The sequence below is a fragment of the Mesorhizobium sp. M7A.F.Ca.AU.001.01.1.1 genome (assembly GCF_004022735.1).
In the GTDB taxonomy this organism is placed as follows: Bacteria; Pseudomonadota; Alphaproteobacteria; order Rhizobiales; family Rhizobiaceae; genus Mesorhizobium; species Mesorhizobium ciceri.
The window spans coordinates 1-3,819 of the sequence record NZ_RZPF01000641.1 but is presented as its reverse complement, the minus strand read 5'-3'; the positions used below and the strand labels follow the sequence as shown (position 1 = coordinate 3,819).

Here is a 3,819-nt window from a genome sequence, read left to right as displayed (position 1 = left end):
GGGTTCGTCTCACCGCCGACGGCGAGGTTCGGATCCAGTGCGGCTCGCATGAAATCGGCACCGGCGTTCGCACCATTGCCGGCCAGATGGCGGCCGAAAGACTGGGCATCGGCATGGACAAGATCAGCGTCGAGATGGGCGACAGTGCCTTGCCGCCGGCTCCCGTGTCGGGCGGATCGATCTCGACCGCCAGTGTCTGCTCGGCGGTCATGAAAGCCTGCGACGCGATACGCGAAAAGCTGTTCGCCGCCGCTGCGGGCAGGGGGGCTCCGCTGGCCGGTTCGGGCAATGCGAAGCTGGACTTGAAGGACGAAGAGGTCGTCACCGAGACCGGCAAATCCGCAAAGCTGGCTGATGTCTTCAAGGCTATGCAAGTCGGCGCCATCGAGGAATATGCCGAGTTTGCGCCGAAGGGTTCTTCGCCTGAAGCCCTCAGCAAACTCTATGCCGGACAGTCGGAATTTCATGGTGGAGAGAACGACGAAGATTCGGTCAAATATGCCTTTGGCGCCGAGTTCGTCGAAGTGCGCATCAACAGCTATACACGCGAAATCCGGGCCCCGCGCATCGTCGGGGCCTTCGCCGCCGGGCGCATCATGAACACGCGCACCGCGCGCAGCCAGCTGATGGGTGGCATGATCTGGGGTATCGGCCAGGCGTTGCACGAGGCGACGGAAATCGATCAGCGACACGCGCGCTACGTCAACCGCGACCTGCAGGACTATCTCGTACCGGTCAACGCCGACATCAAACAGGTCGACGTTATCCTGGTCCCCGAAATCGACCATCAGGTCAACCCTGCCGGCGTCAAGGGTTTGGGCGAACTCGGCAATGTCGGAACGGCTGCTGCCGTGGCGAGTGCCGTCTATCATGCCACCGGCAAGCGCATTCGCGATCTGCCGATCAGAATAGACGATTTGATAGGCTGACGATCAAGAGTTCTGGACGAAGCATGGAACTCGTAACCCATAAGAAATTCAAAAACGGAAAGTTGATGCCGTGGGGAAAAGGCACGGTCGTCTCCGGAGCAAAGGGATTTGTCTACCTTTGCGGAAATACGGCAACCGCCGAAAATTATGATCCGACCGGAAAGAGAGGAGGGGGATTCACTGGCGATGCGGCGGCACAGTGGCGTGCAATTCTGGCGAACATCAAATCAGATCTGGAAGAACTCGGCAGCGCGCTCGACTATCTCATCCGGCTGACCTTCTTCATCAAGGGGCCATTTCCCGATGGCGGCGTTCTGAGTTCACCCAATTTTCGTCTCGACGTACTGGACGAGTTCTTTGCCGAGCATTGCCCGAAGCACTGCAGCTATAACAACCCGCCGCCTTCGGAGGTGATCGGAGTTGCAGCGCTTGCGCAAGCCGACATCGTCGTTGAAATTGTCGCGGTGGCGGCGTTGCCTGACTGAAGAATTTCGCATGCAGCGCTGGCTTGATTGCCTTGGCTCTCGCGTGTCACTCCGGGGCTGTGGCGGGAGCCGTGTAACGGCGGCGCACGGCATCAAGCACCCGCTTGCGGCTCTCCTCCGCCGACAGGGTCTTGTCCTCTTCCGCCTCGGCGGTTTCGCGCGCCAGGTCCTTGTCCCTGATCTGATGTCGAAACCATTTGGAATAGTCGCCGGTGCGCAAATGAAACTCCCAGGTCTTGTCATCTATGCCCTCGGCGATCTGAGCGAAGATCATCAGATTGTGAGCCCTGAGATTCATCGCATTCTCAGGGCCATGGAAATAGAAGCTGCCGGCTTCGTCGAGCTGGCCTTCGGCATATTTCCGGCTGTGCCGCTTGAGTGACTGACGTGGTTCGACCACTTTGACCGTCTTGACTTTTTTGCCTGCCTGCGGCCGCCAGAACAGCACGCGCGCACCTTTCGGGCTGGGGATGACCTTCGGCGGCTCAATGCCGGTTTCACGGCAGAAGACCTTCACGACGTCCTTTGCCTTGGGGCCAAGCGCAATGATGGCTGTCACCAGGCGCAAGGCGTCTGTCGAGATCGCCTCGGGGTGAACGGTGATCAGGATTGTGCCAGGCAATTCCAATGACAGAACCGCCCGCGTATCGTCGCGCCGCTTGGGCAGAAGATGATGCGCTTCATCGATCACGAGCCAGTGCGGTCTCGCGGTGCGCCGGCGGAAACTGCTGAGGCCAGGCAGCAGGTCGGCAAAGAAATCCGGCCTCTCGTCGACCCGCAGGGCCAGTCCATTGACGACTATGTTGCTGTCGGCCTTGGCGATCAGATCGAGCACTTGCGCCTTTGTCGGCGCGCTTGAGCCGTCTCCCAGGCGAACGGCGCCTTCGAGGCCATCATAGTCGCCTTCGGGATCGAAGACACAAAACTGAAAGCCGCTTTCGACGAAGCGTTCGGTCAGCGCGGTGGCCAAGGTGGATTTACCGATACCGGAACTCCCGGCAATGAGGATCGTGTCGCTCGGCGACAGGTAGGTATCATCGCCGCCAGATGATCCAAGAACGATGCCGTCATGGCGCTTCGGCACTATCGCGTGATCACGCTTTATCAGCTTTGCGATCAGTTGCTCCACGCCTTTGCCTCGGGCGCCAGGCATGATCAGGTTGGCTGTATCCTTGACCGCCGGAATTGCATTGTCGACGGCGACGCTGCAGCCACAGGCTTGCAGGAACGCATGATCGTTCTCGGCGTCGCCGACGCCGACGACGTTGTGCGGCGAAAGTCGAAGGTCCTGAAGGGCCGCGGCGAGCCCGGTGGCTTTGTTGATGCCGCTCGGCAGGATCATCACCGCGCCCTTGTTGAAGATGATTTCCAGTTCGAGACCCATCTTCTTGATGACCTCAAGCACGGTCGCTTGATGCGGTTCCCAGGTCGCGACGATCGATCGTCCGACCGAAAGCGGCTTGACGCCCTGCCTCTTCAACCTGGCGACGAATTTGGGCTCGGGCGGCGGGGCGATCACCCGCTCTTCCTCGCTGGCCGGCGTGTAGATCATCGCGCCATTCTCAGCGACGACCTTGTCGAAGAGGCTAAGCTCGGGAAAGACGCCCTTGAGATCGGGCAGTTCACGCCCGGTGACGAGAACCAGCTTGCGGCCGCTTTTCTTGAACCGCTCAAGCGCAGTGAGCGTTTTCTTGGCGACGACCCCATCATGAGCCAGCGTGCCGTCATAGTCAGTCGCCAATGCAATGAAATACATTCCGCCAACCCTTCTCGGTTCCGATTGCTCTGCGGCTAGAACGTGTGATCGAGACAAAGGCTCCCCGCCGACCGGATCGAGGTCTTGGAGAAGGGGGAACGGTCCGCCCTCGGAAATCAGGAACTCCTTCGGTGCCGGCACGTTGACCAGAGAAGCCGGGAACCGTCCCGGTCTTTGTTGGCGGCGCAAACCCCGTCGCCGAAATCCACACCAAGCGCAATGAAAGGTAAGGCCATGGGCTTCTTTTCGAAGGACATAAAGACACTCGACGATCTCTTCGTGCACACGCTGCGCGACATCTATTACGCCGAAAAGCAGATCGAGAAAGCGCTGCCGAAGATGATCGACAAGGCAACCGACCCGCAATTGAAAGCCGGATTTGAAAAGCACCTCGATCAGACGAGAGGCCATGTCGAGCGCGTCGAACAGGTGTTTGAGTTGCATGGCGTCAAGGCCAAGGAGGTCAACTGTCCGGCAATCGACGGCATTCTCGAGGAGGCCGACGATGTGAGCGGTGACGTCGATGACAAGGAGGTTCTCGACGCGGCGCTGATTGCTTCGGCGCAGGCCGTCGAACACTACGAGATGACGCGCTACGGCACGCTCATCGCCTGGGCCAAGCAGCTTGGCCGCACCGACTGCGCCAATG

Annotated in this window: 4 protein-coding genes; 3 read left to right on the top strand and 1 reads right to left on the bottom strand. The window is 59.7% G+C overall.

Annotated elements, in window-relative coordinates:
* Nucleotides 1–929, top strand: a 929-nt coding sequence (locus tag EN884_RS28885) for a molybdopterin cofactor-binding domain-containing protein (RefSeq protein ID WP_164895209.1), incomplete at its 5' end; no start/stop codon positions are given.
* Between the two features lie 23 nt (nt 930–952).
* Complete coding sequence (locus EN884_RS28880; protein ID WP_063168017.1) at nt 953–1,414, top strand: RidA family protein; 462 nt, start codon at nt 953–955, stop codon at nt 1,412–1,414.
* A 46-nt stretch (nt 1,415–1,460) separates the two neighbouring features.
* On the opposite strand, the gene EN884_RS28875 is transcribed toward EN884_RS28880, so the two are convergent.
* Nucleotides 1,461–3,170: an HAD family hydrolase gene (locus EN884_RS28875; RefSeq protein ID WP_063168016.1), complete on the bottom strand. Its 1,710-nt coding sequence runs from the start codon at nt 3,168–3,170 to the stop codon at nt 1,461–1,463.
* Between the two features lie 234 nt (nt 3,171–3,404).
* On the opposite strand from EN884_RS28875, the gene EN884_RS28870 reads away from it, so the two are divergent.
* A partial coding sequence (locus EN884_RS28870) for a ferritin-like domain-containing protein (protein WP_164895208.1) occupies nt 3,405–3,819 on the top strand: 415 nt, incomplete at its 3' end.

Excerpts from the sequence above, each read along its gene's own strand:
- EN884_RS28880 (WP_063168017.1), top strand. The coding sequence starts at position 953 with ATGGAACTCGTAACCCATAAGAAATTCAAAAACGGAAAGTTGATGCCG.
- EN884_RS28875 (WP_063168016.1), bottom strand. The coding sequence starts at position 3,170 with ATGTATTTCATTGCATTGGCGACTGACTATGACGGCACGCTGGCTCAT.